The 26,793-nt window shown below is 55.5% G+C and carries 23 protein-coding genes; 7 read left to right on the top strand and 16 right to left on the bottom strand.

Features of this window, described 5'->3' with window-relative positions; all coding sequences use genetic code 11:
- Positions 1–28 precede the first annotated feature (28 nt).
- The 16 genes from dnaE to rpsB all read right to left on the bottom strand — a co-directional run bounded on the left by dnaE (position 29) and on the right by rpsB (position 18,616).
- A complete protein-coding gene (dnaE, locus tag KUO20_RS02100; RefSeq protein ID WP_235041263.1) occupies positions 29–3,535 on the bottom strand; it encodes a DNA polymerase III subunit alpha in 3,507 nt (1,168 codons plus the stop codon).
- A gap of 79 nt (positions 3,536–3,614) precedes the next feature.
- Positions 3,615–4,241 carry a ribonuclease HII gene (gene rnhB, locus KUO20_RS02095; protein ID WP_235041262.1) on the bottom strand — a complete coding sequence of 209 codons (627 nt, stop codon included), beginning with the start codon at positions 4,239–4,241 and terminating at the stop codon, positions 3,615–3,617.
- On the bottom strand, positions 4,231–5,403 hold the full coding sequence (gene lpxB, locus KUO20_RS02090; RefSeq protein WP_235041261.1) for a lipid-A-disaccharide synthase: 1,173 nt from the start codon (positions 5,401–5,403) through the stop codon (positions 4,231–4,233). Before lpxB ends, rnhB begins: the two co-directional genes overlap by 11 nt.
- Before the next feature lie 17 nt (positions 5,404–5,420).
- A complete protein-coding gene (lpxA, locus tag KUO20_RS02085) occupies positions 5,421–6,188 on the bottom strand; it encodes an acyl-ACP--UDP-N-acetylglucosamine O-acyltransferase (RefSeq protein WP_235041260.1) in 768 nt (255 codons plus the stop codon).
- Entirely contained in the window at positions 6,185–6,628 is a 444-nt protein-coding gene (gene fabZ, locus KUO20_RS02080; RefSeq protein WP_235041259.1) for a 3-hydroxyacyl-ACP dehydratase FabZ, read from the bottom strand. The genes lpxA and fabZ overlap by 4 nt, the downstream gene beginning before the upstream one ends.
- A gap of 152 nt (positions 6,629–6,780) precedes the next feature.
- On the bottom strand, positions 6,781–7,809 hold the full coding sequence (gene lpxD, locus KUO20_RS02075) for a UDP-3-O-(3-hydroxymyristoyl)glucosamine N-acyltransferase (RefSeq protein ID WP_235041258.1): 1,029 nt from the start codon (positions 7,807–7,809) through the stop codon (positions 6,781–6,783).
- Positions 7,810–7,862: 53 nt separating this feature from the next.
- On the bottom strand, positions 7,863–8,363 hold the full coding sequence (locus KUO20_RS02070) for an OmpH/Skp family outer membrane protein (protein ID WP_235041257.1): 501 nt from the start codon (positions 8,361–8,363) through the stop codon (positions 7,863–7,865).
- A 122-nt stretch (positions 8,364–8,485) separates the two neighbouring features.
- On the bottom strand, positions 8,486–10,837 hold the full coding sequence (gene bamA / locus KUO20_RS02065; protein WP_422823097.1) for an outer membrane protein assembly factor BamA: 2,352 nt from the start codon (positions 10,835–10,837) through the stop codon (positions 8,486–8,488).
- 100 nt (positions 10,838–10,937) lie between these two features.
- Positions 10,938–12,296 carry an RIP metalloprotease RseP gene (rseP, locus tag KUO20_RS02060; protein ID WP_235041256.1) on the bottom strand — a complete coding sequence of 453 codons (1,359 nt, stop codon included), beginning with the start codon at positions 12,294–12,296 and terminating at the stop codon, positions 10,938–10,940.
- Positions 12,297–12,343: 47 nt separating this feature from the next.
- Positions 12,344–13,552 carry a 1-deoxy-D-xylulose-5-phosphate reductoisomerase gene (gene ispC, locus KUO20_RS02055; protein WP_235041255.1) on the bottom strand — a complete coding sequence of 403 codons (1,209 nt, stop codon included), beginning with the start codon at positions 13,550–13,552 and terminating at the stop codon, positions 12,344–12,346.
- A complete protein-coding gene (locus KUO20_RS02050; protein WP_235041254.1) occupies positions 13,549–14,391 on the bottom strand; it encodes a phosphatidate cytidylyltransferase in 843 nt (280 codons plus the stop codon). The genes ispC and KUO20_RS02050 overlap by 4 nt, the downstream gene beginning before the upstream one ends.
- On the bottom strand, positions 14,384–15,172 hold the full coding sequence (gene uppS, locus KUO20_RS02045; protein ID WP_235041253.1) for a polyprenyl diphosphate synthase: 789 nt from the start codon (positions 15,170–15,172) through the stop codon (positions 14,384–14,386). Before uppS ends, KUO20_RS02050 begins: the two co-directional genes overlap by 8 nt.
- A gap of 92 nt (positions 15,173–15,264) precedes the next feature.
- A complete protein-coding gene (frr, locus tag KUO20_RS02040) occupies positions 15,265–15,822 on the bottom strand; it encodes a ribosome recycling factor (RefSeq protein WP_235041252.1) in 558 nt (185 codons plus the stop codon).
- A gap of 4 nt (positions 15,823–15,826) precedes the next feature.
- Entirely contained in the window at positions 15,827–16,606 is a 780-nt protein-coding gene (gene pyrH, locus KUO20_RS02035; protein WP_096282177.1) for a UMP kinase, read from the bottom strand.
- Between the two features lie 149 nt (positions 16,607–16,755).
- The gene (tsf, locus tag KUO20_RS02030; protein ID WP_235041251.1) at positions 16,756–17,625 is read right to left on the bottom strand and encodes a translation elongation factor Ts; all 870 of its coding nucleotides are present in this window, start codon (positions 17,623–17,625) and stop codon (positions 16,756–16,758) included.
- Positions 17,626–17,866: 241 nt separating this feature from the next.
- Positions 17,867–18,616 carry a 30S ribosomal protein S2 gene (gene rpsB / locus KUO20_RS02025; protein WP_235041250.1) on the bottom strand — a complete coding sequence of 250 codons (750 nt, stop codon included), beginning with the start codon at positions 18,614–18,616 and terminating at the stop codon, positions 17,867–17,869.
- A gap of 348 nt (positions 18,617–18,964) precedes the next feature.
- Between rpsB and map the strand changes: the two genes are divergently transcribed.
- From map to KUO20_RS01990, 7 genes are all read left to right on the top strand, one after another.
- The gene (gene map, locus KUO20_RS02020; protein WP_235041249.1) at positions 18,965–19,756 is read left to right on the top strand and encodes a type I methionyl aminopeptidase; all 792 of its coding nucleotides are present in this window, start codon (positions 18,965–18,967) and stop codon (positions 19,754–19,756) included.
- Positions 19,756–22,431, top strand: coding sequence for a [protein-PII] uridylyltransferase (locus tag KUO20_RS02015; protein WP_235041248.1), 2,676 nt, complete (start codon positions 19,756–19,758; stop codon positions 22,429–22,431). The genes map and KUO20_RS02015 overlap by 1 nt, the downstream gene beginning before the upstream one ends.
- Before the next feature lie 91 nt (positions 22,432–22,522).
- The gene (gene dapC, locus KUO20_RS02010; RefSeq protein WP_235041247.1) at positions 22,523–23,719 is read left to right on the top strand and encodes a succinyldiaminopimelate transaminase; all 1,197 of its coding nucleotides are present in this window, start codon (positions 22,523–22,525) and stop codon (positions 23,717–23,719) included.
- Positions 23,720–23,812: 93 nt separating this feature from the next.
- Positions 23,813–24,157 carry a Spx/MgsR family RNA polymerase-binding regulatory protein gene (locus KUO20_RS02005; protein WP_235041246.1) on the top strand — a complete coding sequence of 115 codons (345 nt, stop codon included), beginning with the start codon at positions 23,813–23,815 and terminating at the stop codon, positions 24,155–24,157.
- A 58-nt stretch (positions 24,158–24,215) separates the two neighbouring features.
- Entirely contained in the window at positions 24,216–25,241 is a 1,026-nt protein-coding gene (gene dapD, locus KUO20_RS02000; RefSeq protein WP_235041245.1) for a 2,3,4,5-tetrahydropyridine-2,6-dicarboxylate N-succinyltransferase, read from the top strand.
- The gene (gene dapE, locus KUO20_RS01995; RefSeq protein ID WP_235041244.1) at positions 25,228–26,400 is read left to right on the top strand and encodes a succinyl-diaminopimelate desuccinylase; all 1,173 of its coding nucleotides are present in this window, start codon (positions 25,228–25,230) and stop codon (positions 26,398–26,400) included. The genes dapD and dapE overlap by 14 nt, the downstream gene beginning before the upstream one ends.
- The gene (locus KUO20_RS01990) at positions 26,397–26,786 is read left to right on the top strand and encodes a hypothetical protein (protein WP_235041243.1); all 390 of its coding nucleotides are present in this window, start codon (positions 26,397–26,399) and stop codon (positions 26,784–26,786) included. The genes dapE and KUO20_RS01990 overlap by 4 nt, the downstream gene beginning before the upstream one ends.
- The last annotated feature ends 7 nt before the right edge of the window (positions 26,787–26,793 follow it).

Here is a 26,793-nt window from a genome sequence, read left to right as displayed (position 1 = left end):
GCAAGGTGAAGGCTCCGTTGTCGCCTTGCTAGCGGTAGCGAAGTTGGACACCCGCCTGGCCCTGCACATCTCGCAGCGCTAGCAATAAATCGTCGCTAGGCGAGACTTTCCACTCATCGCCAAGCTCAAGCCAAGCCACCGCTGCCGGATGGCGGTACTGCAAGCGCACGGGCAGCCCCGTTTCATCACGGTATGGCGTAAGGCTATCACGCAGGCTATCAACTAAACGGCCGTTGATTTGCTCAGCGTCTAAGGCAAGTTCTACCGCCTGGCCATAGCGAATCCGCGCCGTCACCATGGGCGTGACGTCTTTACCGCGCAGGCGCAAACCGCCGGAAAATTCATCGCTGGAGACTTCGCCTTCAACGATTAACACTTGATCAGACTCAATCTGGCCGCGCAGCTGCTCGAACAGCTCGCCAAACAGCGAGGCTTCAATGCGTCCAGTGCGGTCATCCAAGGTAATAAACGCCATGGTATCACCACGCTTGGACTTCATCGTGCGCACGCCAACCACCAACCCTGCCACGCGCTGCGGATCGCGAGAGGGTTTTAAATCGCTGATGCGAGTGGAAACAAAGCGCTTTAACTCACGCTCATACTCGTCAATCGGGTGGCCGGTTAGGTACAACCCCAGAGTATCTTTTTCCCCCGATAGCCGCTCACGATCGGTCCACTCCCGAGCACTGAGATACTCGGCGTAAACGTTGCTTTCGCTATCGTCAGCCTCAATAAAGGCATCGCCAAACATGTCCAGCATACCCAGATTCTGATTGGTATGATTCTGCGCAGCGGCTTTTAGCGCGTCTTCCATCGCCGCGAACAGCACCGCACGATTAGGGCCTATCGTATCGAGTGCACCAGAGCGAATCAGCGCCTCTAAGGTGCGCTTATTCATCCGCTTAGGATCCATACGCCGGCAAAAGTCGAAGATATCCTTAAACGGGCCGTCTGCCTTGCGGGCATCAACAATGGCACCAATAGGCCCTTCGCCCACACCTCGGATCGCGCCTAGGCCATACACAACCCGAGCGTCCGTATCCACCGTGAACTTGTAGCCACCCACGTTGACATCCGGGGGCGTCACCGTGAGTTTTAGGTTGCGACACTCTTCAATCAGCGGCACCACTTTGTCCAGATTGTCCATTTCTGTGGACATCACGGCCGCCATAAAGGGACCCGGATAGTGGGCTTTCAGCCATGCGGTTTGATAAGAAACTAACGCATAAGCAGCCGAGTGCGACTTGTTAAAACCGTAGCCGGCGAATTTTTCCACCAAATCAAAAATATTACCGGCCAGATTTTTATCAATACCGTTGGCGGCACAGCCATCCATAAAGCCGTCGCGCTGTTTAGCCATCTCTTCGGGCTTTTTCTTACCCATGGCGCGCCGCAGCATATCGGCCTGGCCGAGGCTGTAGCCGGCCATCACCTGAGCGATCTGCATGACCTGCTCTTGGTAAAGAATGATGCCGTAGGTAGGCGCCAGCACCGGCTTAAGCAGTTCATGCTGGTAGTCCGGGTGTGGATAAGACACTTCGGCCCGGCCGTGCTTACGGTTGATAAAGTCATCGACCATGCCCGACTGCAGCGGGCCGGGGCGGAACAGTGCCACCAGGGCAATCATGTCGTCTAGCGAGTCAGGCAGCAGGCGCTTAATCAGCTCCTTCATACCGCGAGATTCGAGCTGGAACACCGCGGTGGTTTCGGCGCGTTTGAGCATTTCAAAGGTCGGCGCATCGTCCAGCGGGATGCTGTCGATATTCAGCGCCCCCTGGCCATTAACGTCGCGCACTTTATCGACCATCTCCAGCGCCCAGTCGATAATTGTCAGCGTACGCAAACCCAGGAAGTCGAATTTGACCAGGCCCGCTTCTTCAATATCGTTTTTATCGAACTGCACCATCAAGCCTGAACCATCTTCATCGCATAACAGCGGTGAGAAGTCGGTCAGTTTGGTCGGGGCAATAACCACCCCGCCCGCATGCTTACCGGTACCCCGCGTGGTGCCCTCTAGTTTGAGCGCCATTTCCCAGATCTCTCCGGCGTCTTCGTCGCTGCCGATAAACTCTTTAAGCGCTGGCTCTTGCTCAATCGCTTTTGACAGCGTCATGCCGACTTCAAAAGGGATCAGCTTGGAGAGCTTGTCGCCCAGCGAATAAGGCCGGCCCTGAGCGCGAGCAACATCGCGCACCACGGCTTTCGCCGCCATGGTGCCGAAGGTAACAATCTGCGATACCGCGTTACGCCCGTAGCGCTCGGCTACGTACTCGATGACCTTGTCGCGTTTTTCCATGCAGAAATCGACGTCAAAGTCGGGCATGGAAACACGCTCAGGATTCAAAAAGCGCTCGAACAGCAGGTCGTAACCAATCGGGTCTAGGTCGGTAATCTTTTGAGCATAGGCAACCAGCGAACCTGCACCCGAACCACGCCCTGGCCCTACCGGCACATTGTTATCCTTCGCCCACTGGATAAAGTCCATAACGATCAGAAAGTAGCCGGGAAAGCCCATCTGAATAATAACGTTCAGCTCAAATTCAAGCCGATCGCGATAGCGCTGATTGATCGCTTTATATTCGTCACTCTCGCGAGGATAGCGCTCAGCGGGAAATAAGAAATCCAAACGATCCGTCAGGCCGTCGTGGGAAACCTTGCGGAAAAACTCGTCCTGCGTCATGCCCTCGGGAATTTCGAACTCGGGCAGGAAAATCTCGCCAAGCCGCACGTTTACGCTGCAGCGTTCGGCAATCATCACGCTATTTTCTAACGCTTCGGGGATATCGGAGAACAGCGCCGCCATCTCATCGGGGCTTTTCAGGTACTGCTCTTCGGTATAGCGACGCTCGCGGCGCGGGTCATCCAGAGCCTTGCCCTCGCCAATCGCCACCCGGGTTTCGTGGGCCCAAAAATCGCCGCGTTCAAGAAAGCGCACGTCGTTGGTGGCGACCACCGGCGTACCGGTTTCAATGGCTAGCTTGACGCTGGCGTGAACGCAAGCCTCTTCCAAGGGGCGCCCGGTGCGCACTAGCTCTAGATAAAAACGCTCAGGAAAGGCCGCCTGCCATTCTTTCAGCAGCGCGCGCGCGTCCTGCTCGTGATCAGATAGCAGGTGGCGGCCAATTTCGCCCTCGCGAGCACCGGAGAGCGCAATTAATCCCTCGTTCTGCTCCATCACCCACTGTTTGTCGAGAATGGCGCGCCCCTGGCGCTGGCCATGAGTCCAGCCTTTAGAGATCAGTTCGGTAAGATTGCGATAGCCAACGTCGTTCATCGCCAGCAACGTTATGCGGTAAGGATGCGATTCGTCGTGCGGATTTTGGAGCCATAAATCGCTGCCAATCACGGGCTTTAAACCCGCTCCTTGGGCCGCTTTATAGAACTTTACCAGGCCAAATAAATTGGTTTCATCGGTCAGGGCCAGCGCCGGCATCGCCCGTTCAGCGGTGGTACTGACCAACGATTTGAGCTTAACCAAGCCGTCAACCAGGGAGTACTCACTGTGCAAACGCAGATGAACAAACGGTACCGTCATGAGACTCTCGCTAACGTCATAACACCCTCAACAAATTCATAACATTCTCGGCAAATAAAGAAATAAGCTTACAGCAGCGCTAGGGCATGTTGATCGTTGATAGCTGACGCTGAACGGGCGCAAAACTGCGTCGATGTTCGGGTAAAGGCCCATGCGCAGACAGTGCCGCTAGGTGCTCTTTTGTGGGATAGCCTTTGTGGCGAGCAAAGCCATACTCAGGATAGCGCATATCCAGCGCCACCATCTGTGCATCGCGCAACACTTTAGCCAAAATTGATGCCGCGGCGATAGCCGCATGGCGAGCATCGCCTTTGACCACGGCTTGTCCGGGTAACCGGTGGCCAGGCAACTTATTACCGTCGACGAGCAGGTACTCGGCCGAAGGCGCCAGCGCATCAATGGCTCGTCGCATGGCTAAGTGAGTGGCGTGATAGATATTCAGCGCGTCCACCTCGGCGGCACTGGCCTCTGCTATCGCAAACGCTATTGCCCGCGCGCGAATCTGCTCGTCCAACGCTTCACGGCGACGCGCACTTAATTTTTTAGAGTCCGTCAGGCCTTCAATCGGCTGTGCAGGATCCAGAATGACCGCAGCGGCCACGACGCTGCCGATCAGCGGCCCACGCCCTACTTCATCTACCCCGGCAAGCCGCTGGCCGATATAGGCAATCTCTAGGGGCGGATAGTCGGCGTACTTAATCGTCATAAGCGTCCTCCCATGGCTGCCCTGCTGCCAATGCGCCGAGCGCTTCAGCCGCACGCCGGCTAGCGTCGCGCTGCAGCGTGGCATGTATCTCAGCAAAGCGTTCTTCAAGCGCGTAACGGCTCGATTCGTCGATCAGCATAGCGCTGAGCTGGCCCGCAATCGCCTCAGGCGAAGCGGCCTCCTGAATCAGTTCAGGCACCAGCGTTTCTTGCGCGATCAGGTTCGGCAGTGACACCCACTGCGTTTTCACCAGCCGCTTCGCCAGCCAGTGCGTCGCCGGCGCCATTTTGTAAGCGACCAGCATTGCCCGATGGCACAGCATCGCTTCAAGCGCGGCCGTACCGGAGGCGAGCAACACAATGTCGCTCGCTACCATGGCCTCACGGGCTTGCCCATCTAGCAGACTGGTGCATTCTGCAAGCCGTGGATAGTCGGCAAGTAGTGCGCTTATTTCACGACGTCGATCAGGCGTAGCGGCGGGGATAACAACGTGCAGCGCGGGGTGTTGCTGGCAAAGCTGCTCGGCAGCGGCCAAAAAAGTAGCGCCTAAAAAACGCACTTCGTTAGCGCGCGAGCCCGGCAACAGAGCCAGCACCGGCGCGTCAGCAGGCAAGTGGAGTTCACGGCGCGTGGCATCACGATCATTTTCAAGCGGTAGCTCGTCGGCCAGCGGGTGGCCAACAAACACGACGGGGACTCGATGGGCTCGATAAAAAGCAGCTTCAAAGGGCAGCAGAGTCAGCATGCCGTCGACCGATTTGGCGATGCCTTTCACTCTGCCCTGACGCCACGCCCAAACGGAAGGGCTGACGTAATGGGCGGTCGTAATACCTGCCTCGCGGAGCTGTCTTTCTAGCCCCAAGTTGAAATCAGGTGCGTCTATGCCCAGCATAATATCCGGCTGCCAGGCCAGCGCTTCGGCTTTTAAGGTACGCCGCACACGAATCAGTTCAGGCAGATGCTTTAGAACTTCAACCAGACCCATGACTGACAGGGTCTCTAATGGAAAACGACTTTCCATACCCTCAACCTGCATGCGTGGCCCGCCGATACCACGAAACTCAACGCCCGGATGACGCGCCTTCAGCTCGCGCATCAACCCAGCGCCCAGAATATCGCCGGAGAGTTCCCCGGCCACGAGATAAACGCGTTGCAGGGTCATAAAATGATTCGCATGGGCTAGCGGGTGATGCCGCGTGTCGATCGCTCAATTGAGGCGGCAAAGTGCTTCACCTCAGGCAAGTCAAAACGGCTGTGCATCTCAGTAAGCGCTTGCTCTATCGTCAAGCCCTGTCGATAAACCATCTTGTAGGAAGAAGTTAACGCGCTGATGGCATCGCGGCTAAAGCCTCGCCGCTTCAAACCGACGAGATTAAGGCCACGTGCTTCAGCAGGATTACCGTTAATCATGATATACGCGGGCGTGTCTTTGGTAATAATCGAGCCGCCGCCCGCCATGGCATAATCGCCAAAGTGGCAGAACTGATGCACTGCCGACAAGCCACCTAGGATAACGTGGTCGCCGACGGTGACATGACCCGCCAAGGTGACCTGGTTGGCCAAGATGCAGTCATTACCAATAACGCAATCATGCCCTACGTGCACATAGGCCATAAATAAATTGCGCGAACCAATCGTGGTTTCGCTGCGATCCTGAACCGTTCCGCGATGTAGCGTGACGCCTTCGCGGATGACGTTATCGTCGCCCATCACCAGCCGCGTTGGCTCGCCTGCGTATTTTTTATCCTGACAGTCTTCGCCTACGGAGGCGAACTGAAAGATACGCGTACGCTCGCCCAGCGTAGAGGGGCCTTTAACCACTACATGAGGGCCAATGATAGAGCCTGCGCCGATAGTGACGTCTGGGCCAATAACACTAAAAGGACCCACCTCAACGTCATCGGCTAGACGCGCCGCTGGGTCGACCAAGGCAGTAGGATGTATCAAGCAACCTTCCTCTCGGCACAAATGATTTCCGCTTCGCAGGCGAGTTCGCCATCAACAGAAGCGCGGCAGGCGAACTTCCAAATACCGCGTTTACCTTTGATAACGTTAGCTTCTAACGTGAGCTTGTCGCCAGGCATCACCGGGCGCTTGAAGCGTACTTTATCGGTGCCTACTAGATAATAGACGTAGCCATCGGCCGGCAGTTTATTAACCGTTTTAAAGCCAAGAATGCCACAAACTTGAGCCAGCGCTTCGATAACCAGCACGCCGGGCATAATCGGGTGGTGCGGAAAATGTCCGTTGAAAAACGGCTCATTGATACTAACGTTCTTGTACGCAACGATGGACTCACCGATGGTCAATTCCGTTACTCGATCCACCAGCAAAAACGGATAGCGGTGGGGCAAGTATTCGCGAATTTCATTGATATCCATAACCATCGTAGCGACCTCTAAAATGACAAAAACCTGGAACACCTGAGGGGAGTCAGGTAAATACCAGCACGCCGGCTGGTGAAAAGGCTGTGGATTATACCCCGCTGCTATCTAGCCTCAAGCTAATGGCGGATAAAATCATTTAGCACTGGTTAATCTCACTGCTTTTTTTCCAATCTTGCTAAACGCCTGGCGATATCATCAAGCTGCTTAAAGCGCACCGCGTTTTTCCGCCACTGGTTATTGGCCATGGCGCCAGTGCCCGAAGAGTAGACACCGGGCTCATGAATAGAGTTCGTTACCAGACTCATACCCGTCACCTGAACGCCATCACAAATGGTCAGATGGCCGGATAGCCCGACGCCGCCGCCTAGCATGCAGTGCTTGCCGACTTTCGTTGAGCCAGCAATACCTACACAGCCCGCCAATGCACTATGGTCGCCAATAATAACGTTATGGGCAATTTGCACCTGGCTATCGATTTTAACGTCATTGCCGATCACCGTATCACCCAGCGCGCCACGATCAATGCTCGAGCAGCTGCCGACTTCCACATCATCACCCAGCACAACGCCACCCAGCTGAACAATCTTATGCCAGCCGGCACCATCGTGAGCAAAGCCAAACCCATCGCCGCCGATAACACAGCCACTTTGCAGGATCACGTTTTTACCGACAATGACGCCATGGCAGACGGTAACGTTGGCGTGTAAGCGCGTCCCTTCACCGAGCTGGCTATCGGCGCCGACCATACTGCCGGCCCCAATAACGACGCGGTTACCGAGCACCACTCCTGCTTCCACGACTGCGTGAGCCTGGACAGAGACATCGGCACCTAGCTGGACGTCATCGGCTACCACCGCCGTCGGATGAATACCGATCACGTCGCGCGGCGGCAACGGATCAAACAGCTGAGAGAGCTTTGCATAGCCTAAATACGGGTTATCGATTTCCAGACGCGGCACGGGGCAGTCTTTGCCATGCTCGGGGTGTAGTAACACCGCCGCCGCCTGGGTCGTCGCCAAATCTTTTAGATAGGCACGGTTCGCCAAAAAAGCTACTTGATCCGGCTGCGCTTCTTTTAGCGTCGCAAGACCACGTATAGGCTGCTCAGCATTGCCCTTAAAGGCAACGCCTAAGTGGCGAGCAACGTCTGCAAGAGTAAGGTGATGAGAAGCGTGCGTCATGGGAACCCAGAGAAACGTTGGTGTGGCCCGGCCACACCAAGCATCGTTTAAATTTAGTTCAAGCCATCAAAAATCTGAGTGACTTCGTCGGTCAGATTAGGCAAATCAACGCCGGAGTGCAGTACGCCCTGTGGCTCAACCAGTACGTCTATGCCGTGACGTTCCAGCACTTGCTCTACGGCTTGCTCCAGCTTAGATTCAGCGCTTTCTAAAAACTGCTGTTCAGAACGCTGCTGCGCCTGCATCACTTCTTGACGAAGCTGCTCAAAACGGCTGCCCTTTTGCTGCAATTCGCCTATCAGCGACTCACGCTGGGACTGCCCCATTGTTTCACCTTCGTTTTGCAAGCGCTGCTGCATCTGCTGCAGCTCATTGCCAAGAGACTGCGCTTCCCGCTGCTGGCTGCCGATTTGACCTTCCAAACTGCTCAGCGACGCTTGAGCAGACTGGGTATTCATTAACGCTGCTCGCCAATCCAGCACGGCCACTTCCGCCGCATGAGCAGGTAAAATCATCGCGCCCAACAAGCATACAACCGCTGTCAGTCTCCGCATTGTGTTAACTCCTTAGGTCATGCTAGCGCGCGCCACCATGGCACGCGGCCTAGCAAAATTAGAACGACTGCACTTTAGAACGATTAGCCCTTCAAACTACTAGCCTTTAGAACAGCCAGCTCTTAGAACGTTTGTCCCAACGAGAACTGGAAGAACTGTGTATCGTCACCGCTCTCCTCGTTCAATGGCCGAGCAACACTAAACGTTAGCGGGCCCACCGGTGTCAGCCAAGAAAGACCAATACCTGTGCTGTAGCGCAGATCGCCTAAATCAACGCCCGAGTTACACTGTTGACGACCGGCATCTTCGTCAAGCACATCGTAGCAAGAACTCAGGAAGGTATTACCACCATCTAAGAACAGCGATGTTTGCAGTGCGCGCTGATCTTCAATAAAGGGCAGTGGGAAAATGATCTCGGCGCTGCCTTCAATTGACACGTTACCGCCTAAGGTACGATTACGACCGCCTTCATTCGCTGGTGTCGTGCGCTGCCCTAGCGTATTAGAGGTATAACCACGCACCGAGCCTAGGCCACCAGCGTAGAAGTTCTCATAGAAGGGGAACGGATCGTTGCTGCCTAGCGTATCAGCATAGCCGACGTTGCCGGTAAATTTGAACGCGAAGGACTCATCAGCATTAATCGGGAAAAGCTGCTGGGCCCGCGCACGCAGCTTATAGTATTCCGCATCGCTGCCCGGCACGCCGGTTTCTACTGAAAGACGCTGGTAATTACCATCCGTCGGCATGATACCGCGGTTAAGGTTGTTACGTGTCCAGCTGGCCGTCAGCTTCAGACTTTGCGCGTCCTCACCCTCCTCTTCCACATAGCGGCGAATTTCAGAGGCCGTATCAAAGTAAGTTTTGACCGTTAGATCTTCAAGACTGGCGCCAAAGTTTAGCCGCGATAGCTCGCTGACGGGATAGCCGAAGTTAATACCTGCACCGTAGGCATCCGTCGAGAACGTAGAAATATCGGAATCGGCGTAGTCAGTTTCGCGGTAGAAAACATTGTAACCGCGAGAAATCCCATCAAGCGTCCAATACGGGTCGGTGAAACCAAAGTTGACGCTGGTAAAGGTATCGCTGCGCTGAGCGCCCACGTTGACGCGGTTACCCGTGCCTAGGAAGTTATTCTGCGATAGGCCTACGCCGTAGATAACGCCAGCACTCTGAGAAAAACCAACGCTGGCAGACACCGAGCCGGAAGGCTGCTCTTCAACGTTATAAGTAACATCCAGCAGATCCGGCTCGCCAGGGACCGGCTGCGTATCCACTTCTACTTGGCTAAAGAAACCCAGTCGCTCTAGACGCTGACGTGATTGGGTGATGGCATCGGTTGAGGCAGGCGCGCCTTCTAGCTGAATCATTTCGCGACGCAGCACTTCGTCCTGCGTGGTGGTATTGCCGAAGAACTCAATACGGCGCACATAGGCACGCTCACCAGAATTAACGGCGATGACCAAATCGACCGTCTCACCATCATCCGATATTTCCGGTACGCCCTGAATGTCCGCAAAGGCAAATCCTTCCGCACCCAGCCGCTGGCGCAGTGCTTCCGTGGAGGCATTGACATCGCCACGCGAGAAAATCTCACCTTCCTCAACGGTGAGCAGCTGACGGGCTTCGTTTTCACTGATTTGCAAATCACCCGCAAAACGAATATCGCCAACGCGATACTGTTGACCTTCATCAACGTTTAAGGTGATGAAAATTTCCGACTTTTCAGGGCCAATAGACACCTGAGTCGAGGTAACGTCAAAGTTGACATAGCCGCGATCCAGGTAATATGAACGCAGGCGCTCAATATCGCCCGACAGTGCTTCGCGGGAGTACTCGTCGCTAGAGAACCAGCCAAAAAACCGGCCCGGCCGATCGTCTAGCTCAAATACTTGGCGCAGCGTTTCGTCATCAAAGGCTTCATTACCAATAATATTGATCTGGCTAATTTTAGCTATTTCGCCTTCATTGATGTTGATATTGACCTGAACGCGACCCTCATCAACTTCCTCAACCTCGGTATCAATGCTGGCGCTGTAGCGCCCCTGAGACTGATAAACGCCTTCCAGCTCGCGCTGAATTTCTTCTAGCGTAGAAAGCTCTAGCACCTGCCCCTCAGAAAGACCCGACTGGCGTAAGCCATTGCGCAGATCGTCTTCAGATATCTGATCGTTGCCGTTGATCTGTAGCCGTGCAATGGTTGGGCGCTCAACCACCTGAATAACGAGCACATCCCCCTCTCGTGCCAAAGAGACATCGTCAAAAAGTCCCGTTGCAAACAAATCACGCGCAGCGTCGGCCAACTGGGCCTCGCTGACGCGCTCGTTGGCACTGACGGGGAATGCATTGAAGACCGAGGCGGCAGATACCCGCTGTAGTCCTTCCACTCGAATGTCTGAAACATCAAAGGATTGTGCTTGGGCGCCGCTGGCGCCTGCCAGCAAAAGTGCCGCCATTCCAAGGGTCTTGATTTTCATGCAGTCAATTCGCTCGCGTTGGTCTGCCCATCATTCCAGACAGGCACCATATACATTTGTGCAGGCAGATGCCAAGGCATCCTGCGCGCTACACGCGTCATTACCACAGGCGCATCAGATCAAAATAGAGGGCCATCAACATCAGGGTGCCGACCATGGCAAGCCCAATGCGCAATCCTACGGCTTGTGTTTTTTCAGATACTGGCCGTCCACGCACGACCTCCATGAAATAATAAAGCAAATGGCCACCATCAAGCACGGGGATCGGTAGTAAATTAAGCACCCCAAGACTGATAGAAAGATACGCTAGAAAGCCAACAAACGCTTCTACCCCCGCACGCGCTGAATCCCCAGACACCTGCGCAATGGTAATCGGCCCGGATAAATTGGAGGGCGAAATAAGCCCCACCAACATTTTACGTATGGCATCAACGGTTAATAGCGTCATTTCGCCAGTGCGCGAAAACGCCTGTCCAACCGCTTCAATAGGGCCATAGCGGATCTCACGCTGAAACTCAGCAGGCCATTCAACTTGCTGCGCACCTGCACCTATATAACCAATTTCAATCCCCGTATCCAAGCTGTTACGCCCTGGGGTTAAATCTATGTTCGACCGTTCGCCACTGCGCTCGTAGGTGAGTTGCAGCGTTTCACCAGGACTTCCCCGCACGATATTGACGAAGTGCATCCAATCATCCACCGGCTCGCCATTAATCGCCACCATGGTATCGCCAGCCATAAGACCCGCCTGCTCGGCGGCCTCGCCACTCACTATCTGGCCTAAAATAGCCGGAAACTCTGGCTGCCACGGCGTGATACCCAGCGTTTCCAACGGCTGCGGTGGATCCTGACGCACTAAATAATCGGTCACCGGCAAAACGTAGCGCTGGGAATCGCTCGCCCCTTCGGGCCGTGCATCAATACTCAACTCGCCGTTAAAGCCAATGATAGACACCAGCTTTAGATTAACATCTTCCCAAGAGCGCATTTCATCGCCCTGGACAGCGACAATTTCATAGCCCCGCGCAAGCCCCGCCTGCTCTGCAGGGGAGTTTGGAATAACGTTGCCCACCATGGGCGACACGACCGTAGTGCCGGCCACAAACAGTGCCCAGTACGCAACGATCGCTAGCAAAAAATTAGCAATAGGGCCCGCTGCCACAATAGCAATGCGTTGCCAAACTGTCTTGCGGTTAAACGCTTGGTCAAGCTGATCGTCGGGAACCGGCGCTTCGCGCTCATCAAGCATTTTGACATAGCCGCCAAGCGGAATCGCCGCGATGGCGTACTCAGTGCCCTGACGATCAACCCGTGACCATAAAGGCTTACCAAAGCCTACTGAAAAGCGCAGCACTTTGACCCCGCAGCGCCGCGCCACCCAGAAATGACCAAATTCGTGAAACGTCACTAACAGGCCCAGCACCACAATGACCGCTAAAATATTTTGTATCAGGCCCACACTGCACTCCTTAACGCCCCGCTCTTAACGACCAGCTCAGCGGATGCTTAAGCGGACCACTTTGTTACCAGCTCAATCGCCTGATGTCGCGCCCACTGGTCGGCTGCCAATACGCTTTCCACACTATCAACGCGACCTTCAGAGGGGCGCGAAAGAATTTCTTCTACCAACTGCCCAATCGCCGAAAAGCCCAGCCGACGCTGTAAAAATGCCTCAACCGCTATTTCGTTCGCTGCATTTAATACGGTCGGCGCCAAGCCGCCTTGCTGCATCGCTGCGCGAGCAAGGCCTAAACAGGGAAAACGCGCTTCGTCAGGGGCTTCAAAATCGAGCCGTGCCACCTGAAAAAGATCAAGAGTTTCAACACCTGCGTTAATCCGCTCAGGCCAAGCAAGCCCGTAGGCAATAGGCGTGCGCATATCTGGATTACCCAGCTGGGCAATCACTGACCCGTCATGATACGCCACCATGGAGTGAATCACGCTTTGCGGGTGAACCACCACCTGGATTTGCTCAGGCGTTGCATCAAATAACCAGCAGGCTTCAATCAGCTCTAACCCTTTATTCATCAACGTTGCGCTGTCGACGGAAATCTTGCGCCCCATTGACCAATTAGGATGGGCACAGGCCTGCTCTGGCGTTGCGCTATCGATGTCGGCCTGACGCCAGGTGCGAAACGGCCCTCCAGAGGCCGTCAACATAAGCTGGGTAATGCCGTGTTGTGCCAACCCACCGCGGTGCTCCACGGGTAGACACTGATAGATGGCATTATGTTCGGAATCAATTGGCAATAGCGTTGCGCCCGAACGGGAAACAGCGTCCATAAACAGCGCGCCGCTCATGACCAGTGCCTCTTTATTGGCTAGCAGCACTCGCTTACCTGCCTCCGCCGCCGCCAGTGCTGGCAGCAACCCTGCGGCGCCCACAATGGCGGCCATAACACAGTCGACACTGGCATCTCGAGCAACGTCACATAGCGCCTGCGGGCCGGCACTGACATCGACTGGCTGCCCAGCTTGCTTAAGTTCACGACGTAGCCACGCAGCATCAGCGTCGCTATCCAGCACGGCGACCGCGGGTCGATGTATCAAACACTGAGCGAGCAACGCTTCTTTTGAGGTGTGCGCAGTTAACGCATGAACCGCATAGCGCTCGGGGTGGCGGGCAATCACGTCCAGCGTGCTCGTACCCACAGAGCCCGTTGAGCCTAGCACCGTGACTCGTTGCAACGATGATGGCTTAGCTGACTGAATCATAGCGGCGGCCCTTGACCCAGGGACGAGGCAAGCATTGAGAGCAAAACTTCGAGATACAGCAGCGCAAACAGCGGAATGGCGGCTGTCAGGCTATCAATACGGTCTAAAACTCCGCCGTGACCAGGCAGCAGCTGGCTGGAATCCTTAATATTGCGATATCGCTTCAACATGCTTTCTAACAAATCACCCAGCACGGAAATCAAAGTAACCAAGGCGGTAATTATGATCAGCGCTATTCCTCCTGCTAGGCCCAGCGGCTGCCAAATGGCAAACGCTAGCGCCAGCAGAGAGGTTGCCACCAGCCCTCCAATAACGCCTTCCCAGGACTTACCGGGGCTAACGCGAGGCGCAAGCTTACGCTTACCCCACCGACGGCCGGCAAAATAAGCACCGATATCGGCGGTCCAGACCAGCAGCATCACGAACAACAGCCAAATCGCGCCGCTATCACGCAGCACGTTAAAGCCTACCCAGCACGGCAGCAGCACCCATAAACCCATCGCTAAGCGGCGCGTGGTGGTTTGCCACTGCGTCCCCGCTGCCGGGTAGCGTACGACCCAGTAAAGATTTGCTAACCAGCCCACTGCGGCTAGCCATAGCGGCCAAACGGCAAATACCGCACCGCTAAGCCACATAATTGCCATCAGTAAAGCCATAGCGGCGACCAGCTGTAAGCGGATGCGCTGTCGAGTAACGCCGGCTAAGTTGGTCCACTCCCAAGCGCCAAGCAGAACCATCAAGGCTGTAAACAGCGCAAACGCACCGCCTTGTAATCCGAACAGGCCGATTAGCGTCAGAGGCGCTAACCAAGCTGCGGTGATAATCCGCTGTTTAAGCACCTTGCGCCTCAATTTGTTCGTCTGTCATACCAAAGCGACGACGCCGCTGACAGAAGTCGTTTAACGCCAGATCAAAAGCGTCTGCGCCGAAATCAGGCCATAACAGAGGTGAAAAGTGCAGCTCAGCGTAAGCAAGCTGCCAAAGCATGAAATTTGATAGCCGCTGCTCTCCGCTCGTCCGTATGCACAGATCGACCGGCGGCACCCGCTCGCTGCCCATCGCTGCATCGAAACAATCTTCATCGATGGCGGAAGGCGCTAAGTCACCGGCGGCGACCTGCTCGGCTAAAGTGCGTGCCGCGCGGGCGATCTCCCACTGCCCACCATAGTTGGCGGCAATCACTAAATGCATACCCGTGTTGTGCGCGGTTAGCGCCTCAGCACGCTGGATATGCTTTTGGATAGCGTGGGAAAAACCACGCTCTTCGCCAATAATCGACAGCCGGACATTGCGCTCGTTGAGCTTTTTGACTTCACGCTTGAGCGCCATTAAAAACAGCTCCATCAGCGCGTTAACCTCTGCCGCTGGGCGTTTCCAATTTTCGCTGGAGAAAGCGAATAGGCTAAGCGTTTTTACCTCACGCTCAGCAGCACGCTGAATCACCGCGCGAACCGCTTCAACCCCTGCGCGGTGCCCACGCACGCCAGAAAGCCCGCGCGCACGCGCCCAGCGGTTATTACCATCCATAATGATGGCAACATGGGACGGCATAGCCTCCCCATCTAGGGAAAGAGCGCTGGCATCGTCCGGCTGTTTTTTGGGAAACTGCGGTGACGTCATGGGTTCTCGCACCAAAAATCAGTCATAAAACACCCGACAAAGCGTGGAAAAACGGGCAGCTAACGCTGCCCGTCGTTGAATAAAACACAGAATTATACCTGCATCAGATCCTGTTCTTTGGCGGCCAACGCTTTATCGACTTCAGCGATATATTTGTCGGTCAGCTTCTGAACCTCATCTTCACCTTGACGCTGATCGTCTTCGGTAATGTCTTTCTCTTTTAACAGCGACTTAAAGTCACCGTTGGCATCACGACGCACGTTGCGCACGGCAACGCGGGCATTCTCTGCTTCGCTGCGCGCCTGCTTAATGTAAACCTTGCGGGTTTCTTCCGTCAGCATCGGCATCGGAACGCGAATGACGTTACCCGCGCTGGCCGGGTTAAGGCCAAGATCAGACGTCATGATGGCCTTCTCGATCTTCTGCACCATGCCCTGTTCCCATGGCGCAATGCTCAGCGTGCGAGCATCTTCAACGTTCACAGAGGCTACTTGGCCCAGCGGCACCTGGCTACCGTAATAGTCAACGGTGACCGCGTCCAAAATACTCGGATGAGCGCGCCCGGTACGGATTTTATTGAAGTTACTATTCAGCGCATCAACGCTTTTCTTCATGCGCGATTCGGCGTCTTTCTTAATATCGTTGATCACGTCATTACCCTCTATATATCAGCGTGCCTTCCTTGCCCCCCACCACCATATTCAGCAGGGCACCAGGTTTATTCATGTCAAACACCCGCACCGGCATATTATGGTCACGTACCAGGCAGATAGCGGTCAAATCCATAACGCCTAGCTTTTGATCTAGAGCGTCGTCGTAAGAAAGCTGGTCATACTTAACAGCATCCGGATGTTTTACCGGATCTTTATTGTAGACGCCATCAACTTTGGTCGCCTTGATCACCACGTCAGCGTCCACTTCAATGCCGCGCAAACAGGCAGCAGAATCAGTGGTAAAGAAGGGGTTACCCGTTCCCGCTGAGAAAAGCACAACGTCGCCGGAGGTTAAGTAACGAATAGCAGTGCGTCGATCGTAGTGCTCAACCACGCCGCTCATCGGAATAGCCGACATAACACGCGAGCGAATATTAGAACGCTCTAGAGCGTCACGCATGGCCAGCGCATTCATGACGGTGGCCAGCATCCCCATATGGTCGCCAGTCACGCGATCCATACCGGCCTCGCTGAGTGCGGCGCCGCGGAACAAGTTACCGCCGCCAATCACGATACCCACTTGCACGCCAATACCCACCAGCTGACCGATTTCCAGCGCTAGGCGGTCAAGCACCTTAGGGTCAATACCAAAATCGTGTTCACCCATCAGCGCTTCACCCGAAAGCTTGAGCAAAATACGTTTGTATTTTGACTTCGAGCTCTCAGCGTTGCCTTTGCTGGGTGCGACGTAAGGGGTCGGCTCTTGAACATCACGTGACATGGCATCTCTCCTGAGGCAGGCCTGAATACAAGCAGGCGGGGTAGCCCTGATTTGTACAACCATCCGTTGCACTAGAACCAATTACAAGGGCCGGATACGCAAAGGCGTGCGCTCGCGCGCACGCCATCTTCTTCTTGAAACCTCTGACCCTAGCGACGGCCAGCCTGTTCCATAACTTCTTTAGCAAAATCGACTTCTTCTTTCTCGATACCTTCACCCACTTCAAAGCGCGTAAAGCTCACGACTTCGCCGCCCGCTGCTTTAACGAACTCAGCAACGGTCTGGTTAGGATCTTTAACAAACGGCTGCTCGGTCAGGCTGTTTTCGGCCAGGTACTTTTTCAAGCGACCCTGCACCATTTTCTCAGCAATCTGCTCCGGCTTACCGGCCATATCCGGCTGCGCCAGGATAATAGCTTTTTCTTGATCAAGCTGTTCTTGGGGCATGTCAGCAGGCAGCGCAACCGCAGGATTGATGGCGGCCACGTGCATCGCAACATCTTTCGCCACAGCAGCGGTACCGCCAGTCAATACAGTCAGAACACCAATACGGCCACCGTGGACGTATTCGCCGACCAAGCCACCGCCTACAGCGTTAACAACGACGGCACGACGCACGCCGATATTCTCGCCGATTTTCTGAACCAACTGCTCACGTGCAGTCTCCAGATCGCCCGCCATGACCGCAGCGACATCTTCATTTTTAGCAGCGAAGAAACCACCAACGATTTTGTCAGCAAACGAAATGAAGTTGTCATCACGTGCAACAAAGTCAGTCTCGGAGTTGATTTCGACCATTACACCGTAGCTACCGTCTTCCGCTACGCGCGTAACCACCACACCTTCTGCGGCGATACGATCGGCTTTCTTCGCGGCCTTAAGGCCTGAATTTTTGCGCAGGTTTTCGATTGCAACGTCGATATCGCCGTCGGTTTCGGTGAGTGCTTTTTTACACTCCATCATGCCGAGACCGGTACGTTCGCGAAGTTCCTTGACCTGAGAGGCGCTAATAGCTGCCATGAGAATTCACCTCTGAAATAGTGCTATTGAAGTAGCACTTGAAAATAGTGCTATGAGAGTTAGACGCAACACAGGCGAGTATAGCCAACATAGATGACCATCATGTATCACTCTGCATTACGAGGCCGGCTTCGATGAGCTGGCAAATTCGACTTGCTCAGATTATTCATCTGTAGCGCGACAAAGGGGGCATAGCCCCCTTCATCACGATGCGGCTAAATCAGCGCATCCACAGCGGCTATTACTCAGCTGCCGTGTTGTCTTCAGCTGCAGCGGCCTCTTCGGTCACTTCAACAAACTCTTGAGCATTGCTTTCTTTGGCACGACCACACGCATCCGCAATCGCTTTAACGTAGATCTGGATAGCGCGGATAGAGTCATCGTTGCCTGGGATCACGTAATCAACGCCATCGGGGTTGGAGTTAGTATCCACCACGCCGATGACCGGGATGCCAAGCTTGTTGGCTTCGTTGATCGCAATACGCTCATGGTCAACGTCGATGACGAACAGCGCGTCCGGAAGGCCGCCCATGTTCTTGATGCCGCCGATAGAACGCTCAAGTTTTTCTTGCTCGCGAGTCGCCATCAAGACTTCTTTCTTGGTCAGCTTCTCGAACGTACCGTCTTCGCGCATTGCTTCAAGCTCACGCAGGCGCTTAATCGACTGGCGAATGGTCTTGAAGTTAGTCAGCATGCCGCCCAACCAGCGATGGTTGACGAACGGCTGGCCACTGCGGTTTGCTTCTTCTTTAATTACCTTGCTAGCGCTGCGCTTGGTGCCAACAAACAAAATTTTGTTGTTGGATGCCGCCATCTTCTCAACCACATCAACCGCTTCATTCAGTGCCGGCAGAGTGTGCTCAAGGTTGATGATGTGAATCTTGTTGCGCGCGCCGAAGATAAATTTGCTCATTTTCGGATTCCAGTACTTAGTCTGGTGACCGAAGTGAGCGCCTGCTTTAAGCAGGTCACGCATATTGACGTGAGACATGGTAAAACTCCTCAAACTCGGGTTAGGCCTCCACGCACCCCATGGATCCGACCGTTGACCGCGTTAGACGCTGCCAGCGGCACCCGGGACCATGTGCCGGTGCATGTGTGTTTTTAAGGCTTGACGTTTTTAGTGATTAAGCAAGCAACGCGCCGCTTCGTGGCACACTGCATATTCATTGCCCCGCCCTTCAACGTGCACCCAGCCAATAAAGAAGCTCGGAATCACGATTGCAGGAAAGCGCGCGGCTTTATACCATAGATCATCGCCAAGATGAAGTCGCGCCCCGTTTGACGGTTTTAAATTGCGCCATCCTATTTGCCCCATTTACATTCAAATCGAGTATTCATGAACGTTCCTATCAAGACGCCTTCTGAAATCGAACACATGCGCGAAGCCGGACGCCAAGCGGTCAGCGTCATCGAAATGATCACCCCTTATGTGCAGGCGGGCATCAGCACCGGCGAGATCGACCGCCTTTGCCACGCATACATTGTTAACGAACTGGGCTCGATCCCGGCGCCGCTGAACTATCATGGCTTTCCCAAGGCGACCTGCACCTCGCTGAATCACGTGGTGTGCCACGGCATTCCCGACGATGCCAAAACGCTGAAAAAAGGCGACATCATGAACCTGGATATCACCGTTAAAACCCCTGCGGGTTATCACGGTGACTCCAGCGTTATGTTCATCATCGGTGAAAATATTCAGGGCGAGCGGCTAAGCCGTATCACTCAAGAGTGCCTGTATAAAAGCATCGAATTAGTAAAACCCGGCGCGCGCCTTTCTGAACTCGCGCGGGTGATTCAAAAGCACGCTGAAGAGAACGGCTATTCGGTAGTCCGCGATTTCTGCGGTCACGGCCTGGGTGCCGAGTTTCACGAAGAGCCGCAGTTTTTACACTACGATGGCTACGCGCCGGATGCCGATATTAAACTGGCGGCGGGCATGTGCTTCACGATCGAGCCGATGATCAATGTTGGTGGCTACAAAACCAAGGTACTGCGCGATGGCTGGACGGCCGTCACCAAAGACCGCAGCCTTTCTGCCCAGTGGGAACATACGCTGCTGGTCACTGAGTCTGGCGTTGAGGTGCTGACCGCACGTAGCGAAGAAGACTTCAGCTTTTTGCCCAACTGATGCTCCTACACCACTACCGGTTCGAACCGGACACCTCGCTTTACGACCTGCAAGCCTTTCGCGCCGAGCTTGCAGGCTCGCGCTCCCCAATTGCCCCGTTTAAGGCGGCCCTGCGCGAGCTGCAGGCGCGCCTAGACGACCAGTTTCGCGCCGGTGCGGACATTCGCGACTTGGTGCGTGGCCGCGCCTGGTATCTAGACCAACTATTGGCAATCGCCTGGGCACTGCAAGCGTGGCCCGATGACGGTGTCGCACTGGTCGCAGTGGGTGGCTACGGCCGAGGCGAGCTTCATCCTCACTCGGACATCGACCTGCTGCTACTGCTGGAGCAGGACGATGACACCGCTTACCGCGAACCGCTCACCGCGTTTATCACCTTCTTATGGGATATCGGCCTTGAAATTGGCCATAGCGTGCGCTCGCTCAATGACTGCGAACGAGAAGCCGAAGCCGATGTGACGGTGATTACCAACCTGCTCGAATCGCGCCTCATCGCTGGACCTGAAAGCCTGCGGGTCGCCATGCACCAGCGCCTAAGCGCCAACAATATTTGGCCCGCCGACCGCTTTTTCGAGGCTAAATGGCAGGAGCAAATATCCCGCCATTACCGCTACAACAACTCTGAGTATCACCTGGAGCCCAATCTTAAAAGCTCCCCCGGCGGCCTGCGCGACATCCAAATGATCGGCTGGGTTGCTAAGCGCCATTTTGACACCGAGCAGTACACGGACATCGTTGCCAAAGGGTTTATGAACGATGCCGAGCTGCGCATTCTAAGTCAGGGCCAGGCGTTTTTATGGCAGGTGCGCTACGCCCTGCACATGCTCACCGACCGCGCTGAAGACCGCCTGCTGTTTGATCACCAGCGCACCATTGCTGAAATGTTTGGCTTTCGCGACACGCCTGAACGCCTGGCGGTTGAGCAATTCATGAAACGCTACTACCGGCATGTCACCGCGCTCGCAGGCCTTAACGACATGCTGCTACAGCATTTTGACGAGGTCATTCTGCGCGGCAAAGAGGCCCTGGAGACCGTCAAACTCAACGAGCGCTTTGAGACCAAAGGCGGTTACATTCAAGCGCGCTCGCGCACTCTATTTCGCGAAACGCCCGCGGCCATGCTGGAACTGTTTCTGCTCATGGCCCAACACCCAGAGATTGAAGGGGTGCGCGCGGACACGATCCGGCTAATTCGTGACCACCGCCACCAAATTGACGACCACTATCGCGACGAGCCTCGCCACCAGCGGCTATTCATGGCCATTATGCGCGCCCCTGGCAACGTGCCACGCCAGCTGCGCCGCATGAACCGCTACGGCATTTTAGGCAAGTATCTGCCTGAATTTGGCCGCGCGGTGGGCCTCATGCAGCACGATCTGTTTCATATCTATACCGTCGATGCTCACACCCTGCGGCTGCTTAAGTTTCTGCACGGCTTTCGTAAATCGGACGCCAAAGGCGACTTCCCGGTAGCGGCTGCGCTAATGCCGCAGCTGCCAAAGCTAGAGCTGCTGTGGATTGCCGGCCTGTTCCATGACATCGGCAAGGGCCGTGGCGGCGATCACTCAGAAATCGGCGCTCGCGACGTGGAGCATTTTTGCCAAAAGCACCATGTATCGCTGCATGACACCAACCTTGTTAGCTGGCTTGTCGAGCACCATCTGCTGATGTCGATGACGGCACAAAAACGCGACATTAGCGATCCTGATGTGATTCGTGACTTCGCTCTCATCGTGCGCAATGAGATCCGCCTAGACTACCTGTATGTGCTCACCGTCGCCGACATCAATGCCACCAACCCTACGCTGTGGAACGGCTGGCGTGCATCGCTACTGCGCCAACTTCACGCCGAAACAAAACGCGCCCTGCGCCGCGGCCTGAATAACCCACCGGACCGGGACGACTGGGTACGCGAGACGAAAACAGAAGCGCGCTCGCTGCTACAAACCGTTGGCGTGAATCGTGGGCAAATTGACCAGCTTTGGGATTCGCTGGGGGAAGATTACTTTTTACAGTACGCGCCAAGTGAAATCGTCTGGCAAACTCAGGGCATACTTAATCACAACCAGTCGCCGCTACCGCTGGTGCTGATTAGCGCGCCCACGGCAGACATGGCCGAAGGCGGCACCAAGGTATTTATCCACACCCGCTCGGTGGATGATTTATTTGCCGCCACCGCGGCCGCGATGGAGCAGCTCGGCCTATCGATCCACGATGCGCGCATTGCCACCTCGCATAATGACTGGACGCTAAACACCTTTATCGTCCTCGACAGCCACAGCCAGCCGATCCGCGATCCTGCGTACATCGAGGAGATGCGCCAGCACTTAGTCGAAGAGCTTGATGATCCTGACGACTATCCCAATATTGTTACTCGCCATACCCCGCGCCAACTCAAGCATTTCAGGGTGCCCACAGAGGTCATTATTGAGCAAGACCCGGCCAACGAGCGCACTCTATTAGAGTTAACGGCCCCCGACCGCCCAGGCCTGCTGGCCCGAGTAGGGCGTATTTTCATGGAGCAGGACATCGCGCTTTCCGCGGCAAAAATTGCCACGCTAGGCGAGCGCGTAGAAGACGTATTTTTCATTACCACGAAGGCTGGCGAACCGTTAACCGACCCCGAGCGCCAGCAGCAGCTGCGCGAACGTTTGATTGAGGTACTGGGCGTTTAAGTCTCATCGCAAGCCCGGTTAGGTTTGAGCCTACACCGAGGCTTGCCTATAATTGTCGGTTTACGCCAGCCAAGCCATTAACGGACACATCATGAACGCCGACCTCGACGCCCTGCATCCCTACCCGTTTGAAAAGCTGGCCGCGCTCAAGGCGGCGCTCACTCCGCCAGTAGAACTCGCACCTATCTCGCTGACCATTGGCGAACCTCAGCACGCGCCCTATCCCGCAGCGCTTGAAGCCATGGTGGCGCATCAGCTAGAAATGGCCCGCTATCCGGCCACTAACGGCCTGCCTGCTCTGCGCCAAACCATCGCCGCCTGGGCAAGCCAGCGCTTTAAACTGCGCGAGCTGGATAGCGAGCGCCACGTAGTGCCGGTTAACGGCACGCGAGAAGCCATCTTCGCCTTTGTTCAGGCGGCGCTGGATCGCACCCGCCCGGCCAAGGTTGCCGTACCCAATCCGTTTTATCAGATTTACGAAGGCGCGACGCTACTTGCCGGCGGCGAGCCGCTTTATCTAGACTGCACCGCTGAGAATGGCTTTCGATCTGACATTAGTGCGGTGCCCGCCGCCACGTGGCGCGAGGTGCAGATCGTCTTTATCTGCTCGCCGGGCAACCCTACCGGTGCGGTTACGCCCCTTGATGAGTTCAAGCAACTGATTGCGCTGGCTGATGAGCATGATTTTATTATTGCCTCCGATGAGTGCTATTCAGAGCTTTATCTTGACGAAGCCGCCCCGCCGCCGGGGCTACTGCAAGCCTGCGCAGAGCTGGGGCGCGACGATTATCGCCGCTGTGTCGTTTTCCACTCGCTCTCCAAGCGTTCCAACTTGCCAGGGCTGCGTTCAGGCTTTGTGGCGGGCGATGCGGCATTACTGACGCCCTTTAAGCGCTACCGTACCTATCACGGCTGCGCCATGTCGCTACCGCTGCAACATGCCTCTATCGCCGCCTGGCAGGATGAGCAGCACGTGCGCGCGAATCGCGACGCCTATCGCGAAAAGTTTAGCGCCGTCACCGATGTACTCGCACCCGTAATGGACTTTCCAGCGCCGGAGGCTAGTTTTTACCTATGGCCTGCGGTACCGGGCGGTGACGACATTGCCTTTACCCAACGCCTATTTGCTGAGCAGCACGTAAGCGTTTTGCCCGGCAGTTTAATGGGCCGCACCGGCAGAAGTGGCAAAAACCCCGGCGCCGGCCGTTTGCGATTAGCGCTGGTCGCCGAGTTAGCGCCCACGCTTGAAGCGGCCCAGCGAATTCGCCAATTGATTGAACGTGGCTGATTAAACGTGATTGATGAAACATGGCGGACATGTCGTTACTGAGTAGTGGCCGCTAAGCACTCGCTGCATAATGGGTCATTCAAAGGAGGTCATATGCTGACGCTTTACATCATCGATACTTGTGATACCTGCCGCAAGGCGCGCAAAGCATTGGAAGAGAAAGGCATTGCGTTCAAAACCTACGACTTGCGCAAAGATGGCCTTTCGGCGGGCCTACTTGAACATATTTTAGAAGGCGTCGCGCTGGTTGATGCCGTCAACAAGCGCAGTAAAACCTGGCGCGATCTTTCTCAAGAGGAGAAAGACTCGCTGGATACGTCAGCACGCCAGCTCATTATTCAACATCCCACGCTGCTTAAGCGGCCGCTCTTAGAAGTTGGCGATAAAACCTTTTTAGTCGGCTACCGCGACGGCGATTACGATCAGCTAGGCGGGTAGCCGCTGTGACACACCGTTCATTTTACTACCCTTTTCTCTAACGACAGGACGACGACTTATGCTGAGCTTTGCGCTTGGAATCGGCACTCAAAACACTCAGGGCAACTGGCTGGAAGTTTATTACCCGGCGCCACTGTTCAACCCAGAAGCAAGTCTGGTGGAGGCCGCTCAACAAGCGCTAGATGCGCCCAAGGGCAATGCCGCCATCAGTTTTCTCCCGGAAGACTGCACGCGGCTGGCCAAAGCGTTAGAAGCCGCAGGCCACTCTGCCCAAGCGGAGCTTGCTGAAGCGCTTTCTGCCAGCCAACGCCCGTTGGTAGCCATGTTCCTGGACACCGACCAAGCCCCGCAAAGCGTGCCAGAGGTGTATTTAAAGCTGCACCTACTGTCGCATCGCTTAGTCAAACCTCACGGCCTTGATCTCACCGGCATGTTTGGCCTGCTGCGCAATATTGCCTGGACCAACGAAGGCGCGATTGATATTGAAGAGCTACCAACTCGCCGCCTGAAGGCGCGTATGGCGGGACGCGCGCTGTCCGTGGACTGCGTTGACAAGTTCCCCAAAATGACCGACTACGTCGTGCCCACCGGTATTCGCATTGCCGACACCGCCCGCGTGCGCCTGGGCGCCTATTTGGGTGAAGGCACCACCGTCATGCATGAAGGCTTTGTCAACTTCAATGCCGGCAGTGAAGGCCCGGGAATGATTGAAGGCCGTATTTCAGCCGGCGTCATGGTTGGCAAAGGCTCTGACCTTGGCGGCGGCTGCTCGACCATGGGCACGCTTTCGGGCGGCGGCAATATGGTTATTAAAGTAGGTGAAGGCTGCTTGATCGGCGCCAACGCAGGCATCGGCATTCCGCTAGGCGATCGCTGCACCGTTGAAGCCGGCCTGTACATCACCGCTGGCTCTAAAATTACGCTGCTGGATGAGCAAGGCCAGGAAGTAAACACCGTCGCTGCGCGCGAATTAGCTGGTCAAGATGACCTGCTATGGCGTCGCAATTCGCAAAGTGGCCGCATTGAGTGCTTGACCAATAAAAGTGCGATCGCCCTAAACGAGGCGCTGCATGCCCATAACTGAGTCTGAATCACTGTCGCCCACGCTCACGCTCGCCTTTGAGCTGTTGCGCCGCGCGTCGGTTACGCCAGACGACGAAGGCTGCCAACCCCTGATGATCGAGCGCTTGGAGGCGCTCGGTTTTCATATTGAGCGCCTGCCGTTTGGCGATGTGCAAAATTTTTGGGCAATACGCGGCCACCACGGCCCCGTCATAGCGTTCGCGGGGCATACTGACGTTGTCCCTAGCGGTCCCCATGTTAATTGGCAGCATCCGCCGTTTGAACCCTGTATCGACGACGAGGGCATGCTGTGCGGCCGCGGTGCGGCCGATATGAAAGGCAGCTTGGCCTCAATGCTAACAGCGGTTGAGCGCTTTGTGACTCGCCACCCTCAGCACGATGGGCGGATTGCCTTTCTGATCACCTCCGATGAAGAAGGCCCCGCGGTGGACGGCACCCGCGCGGTAGTTGAGCATTTACGCGAGCGCAATGAGCGCCTTGATTACTGCATCGTCGGCGAGCCCTCTTCAACCGAGCGCCTGGGCGATGTGATTAAAAACGGGCGCCGCGGTTCGCTCGGCGGCGTGCTGCACATCAAAGGCATTCAAGGTCACGTGGCTTATCCGCATTTGGCGCGCAACCCTATTCATCAAGCGATGCCTGCGCTAACGGCGCTCACCAACGAGCACTGGGACGCTGGCAACGATTTCTTCCCAGCCACCAGCTTTCAAATTTCCAACCTGCGGGCAGGCACCGGCGCCACCAACGTGATTCCTGGCGACGTGGAGGTAGTCTTTAACTTCCGCTTCTCCACCGAGGTGACCCATGAAGAACTCAAAACGCGCACGCATGCGATTTTGAACCAGTATGCGCTTGAGTATCAGGTAGACTGGACGCTCAATGGCGAGCCATTTTTGACTGCAAAAGGCGAGCTTGTCGACGCGGCCGTGAAAGGCGTTGAAGCGGTGACCGGCCTACGGCCAACGCTTTCAACCAGCGGCGGCACGTCTGATGGCCGCTTTATTGCCACCCTGGGCGCTCAAGTGGTCGAATTAGGGCCGCTTAACGATACCATCCACAAGGTCAATGAGCGCGTTCGCGCCAGCGATCTAGACGATTTAAGCCGGATTTACGAAGCCACGCTACAGGCGCTGCTCATTACCGGTGAGGCAAACGTATGATGGAGCGTTACCCCGATATAGAAATTTACCTGAAGAGCGTTTCGCTGGACGCACTCAATGCGTGGCTAAAAAGTGCGCTGATAGCACCCCCGCTTAGCCCAGCCGGTAAAGGCCAGTGGAAAACCCGTGGCCAATACCAGGGCGACTGTGTACCGGTGCTACTGGTTGATAAGGCCGCTGGTGGGTTTGCTAGCCTATGGTTTGATAGCAACCATACCCCCTGGCTAACCGATCAGGACTGCGCCCAGCAGGCGGCAGAAGCACTGCAAACCGAGGTGCGCTGCTCGCTAGGCGGCTGGAACCCCGGCGATGACCCCGACCGCTTTTGGCAAGTATTCCCAGGTGGCAAAGAAGGTGAAATTGCGTGGCCAGATTCGGGCCGCTGACATCAGG

Source organism: Vreelandella profundi (assembly GCF_019722725.1).
In the GTDB taxonomy this organism is placed as follows: Bacteria; Pseudomonadota; Gammaproteobacteria; order Pseudomonadales; family Halomonadaceae; genus Vreelandella; species Vreelandella profundi.
This window is presented reverse-complemented; position numbering and strand designations above follow the sequence as displayed.

Bases quoted from the DNA above. Each gene is read 5' to 3' on its own strand.
- KUO20_RS02015 (WP_235041248.1), top strand. From the start codon at position 19,756: ATGCTCCTACACCACTACCGGTTCGAACCGGACACCTCGCTTTACGAC.
- dnaE (WP_235041263.1), bottom strand. From the start codon at position 3,535: ATGACGGTACCGTTTGTTCATCTGCGTTTGCACAGTGAGTACTCCCTG.
- KUO20_RS02005 (WP_235041246.1), top strand. From the start codon at position 23,813: ATGCTGACGCTTTACATCATCGATACTTGTGATACCTGCCGCAAGGCG.
- dapE (WP_235041244.1), top strand. From the start codon at position 25,228: ATGCCCATAACTGAGTCTGAATCACTGTCGCCCACGCTCACGCTCGCC.
- lpxB (WP_235041261.1), bottom strand. From the start codon at position 5,403: ATGACCCTGCAACGCGTTTATCTCGTGGCCGGGGAACTCTCCGGCGAT.
- dapC (WP_235041247.1), top strand. From the start codon at position 22,523: ATGAACGCCGACCTCGACGCCCTGCATCCCTACCCGTTTGAAAAGCTG.
- ispC (WP_235041255.1), bottom strand. From the start codon at position 13,552: ATGATTCAGTCAGCTAAGCCATCATCGTTGCAACGAGTCACGGTGCTA.
- uppS (WP_235041253.1), bottom strand. From the start codon at position 15,172: ATGACGTCACCGCAGTTTCCCAAAAAACAGCCGGACGATGCCAGCGCT.
- lpxD (WP_235041258.1), bottom strand. From the start codon at position 7,809: ATGACGCACGCTTCTCATCACCTTACTCTTGCAGACGTTGCTCGCCAC.
- fabZ (WP_235041259.1), bottom strand. From the start codon at position 6,628: ATGGTTATGGATATCAATGAAATTCGCGAATACTTGCCCCACCGCTAT.
- pyrH (WP_096282177.1), bottom strand. From the start codon at position 16,606: ATGTCACGTGATGTTCAAGAGCCGACCCCTTACGTCGCACCCAGCAAA.
- tsf (WP_235041251.1), bottom strand. From the start codon at position 17,625: ATGGCAGCTATTAGCGCCTCTCAGGTCAAGGAACTTCGCGAACGTACC.
- bamA (WP_422823097.1), bottom strand. From the start codon at position 10,837: ATGAAAATCAAGACCCTTGGAATGGCGGCACTTTTGCTGGCAGGCGCC.
- rpsB (WP_235041250.1), bottom strand. From the start codon at position 18,616: ATGTCTCACGTCAATATGCGTGACCTGCTTAAAGCAGGCGCTCACTTC.
- KUO20_RS01990 (WP_235041243.1), top strand. From the start codon at position 26,397: ATGATGGAGCGTTACCCCGATATAGAAATTTACCTGAAGAGCGTTTCG.
- map (WP_235041249.1), top strand. From the start codon at position 18,965: ATGAACGTTCCTATCAAGACGCCTTCTGAAATCGAACACATGCGCGAA.
- KUO20_RS02070 (WP_235041257.1), bottom strand. From the start codon at position 8,363: ATGCGGAGACTGACAGCGGTTGTATGCTTGTTGGGCGCGATGATTTTA.
- dapD (WP_235041245.1), top strand. From the start codon at position 24,216: ATGCTGAGCTTTGCGCTTGGAATCGGCACTCAAAACACTCAGGGCAAC.
- rnhB (WP_235041262.1), bottom strand. From the start codon at position 4,241: ATGACGATTAAGTACGCCGACTATCCGCCCCTAGAGATTGCCTATATC.